The 1,225-nt window shown below is 66.8% G+C and carries 2 protein-coding genes; both read right to left on the bottom strand.

Going from position 1 to position 1,225, the window contains the following annotated elements:
- The coding region (locus CCN44_RS42425) for an alpha-amylase family glycosyl hydrolase (protein WP_244204085.1) at window positions 1-797 on the bottom strand (797 nt) is incomplete at its 3' end.
- Window positions 794-1,225 (bottom strand): DUF3459 domain-containing protein (locus CCN44_RS42420; protein ID WP_143650505.1); only part of this gene is annotated, 432 nt, incomplete at its 5' end. The genes CCN44_RS42425 and CCN44_RS42420, both read right to left, overlap by 4 nt.

Genomic DNA, 1,225 nt, shown 5'->3' with positions numbered 1-1,225 from the left:
TCGGGCCACTGGTTGGCCTCCGCCAGCAGCACGGTGTCCGGGTACATCGCGTCGATCTCGCGGCGGACCCGCTTCAGGAAGGCGTGCGTGGCGGGCAGGTTCTCGCAGTTGGTGCCCTCCTCGGCGTAGAGGTAGGGGACCGCGTCCAGGCGGTAGCCGTCGATGCCCAGGTCCAGCCAGAAGCGCAGGGCCGCGAGGATCTCCTCCTGGACGGCCGGGTTCTCGTAGTTGAGGTCCGGCTGGTGCGAGAAGAAGCGGTGGAAGTAGTACTGGCCGCGCACCGGGTCGAAGGTCCAGTTGGAGACCTCGGTGTCGACGAAGATGATGCGGGCGTCCTCGTACTGCTTGTCGTCGTCGGCCCACATGTAGTAGTCCCCGTACGGGCCGTCGGGGTTCTTGCGGGACTCCTGGAACCACGGGTGCTGGTCGCTGGTGTGGTTCATGACGAAGTCGATGATGACGCGCATGCCGCGCTGGTGGGCGGCGTCCACGAACTCCACGAAGTCGGCGAGGTCACCGAACTCCGGGAGGACGGCGGTGTAGTCGGAGACGTCGTAACCGCCGTCCCTGAGTGGTGAGTTGAAGAACGGCGGCAGCCACAGGCAGTCGACTCCCAGCCACTGGAGATAGTCGAGCTTGGCGGTCAGGCCCTTCAGGTCGCCGACGCCGTCACCGTTGCTGTCCTGGAAGGAGCGGACCAGCACCTCGTAGAAGACGGCGCGCTTGAACCACTCCGGATCCCGGTCCTTGACGGGGGTGTCCTCGAAGGTGTCCAGTACGGGGTCGTTGACGGTCATGACGCTGCGGGCCCTCCGATCTGGGGCGTCGATCGCCCGACGTGGAGCACGTGCGCCGGCGCCCGGCCGGGCGTGAGACGCACGTAGTTGGTCCTGCCCCAGTGGTACGTCTCGCCCGTCAGTTCGTCGTGCACGGAAAGGGCGGCGTCCCAGTCCAGGCCGAGTTGCGGCATGTCCAACGAGACCGTGGCCTCCTGGGTGTGGTGCGGGTCGAGGTTGACGACCACGACGACCGTGTCCGTACCCGTGCTCTTGCTGTAGGCGAGCACGGCATCGTTGTCGGTCTGATGGAAGCGAAGGTTCCGCAGGCGCTGTAGCGCCGGGTGCTGCCGTCGGATGGTGTTGAGTTTCGTGATGAGCGGCGCGATGGTCCGGCCCGCCCGCTCGGCGGCCTCCCAGTCGCGGGGTCGGAGCTGGTACTTCTCCGA

It is taken from the genome of Streptomyces tricolor, assembly GCF_002155905.1.
In the GTDB taxonomy this organism is placed as follows: domain Bacteria; phylum Actinomycetota; class Actinomycetes; order Streptomycetales; family Streptomycetaceae; genus Streptomyces; species Streptomyces tricolor.
Note: the sequence above shows the minus strand (reverse complement) of the source record. Positions and strands in the feature narration are given on the sequence as shown.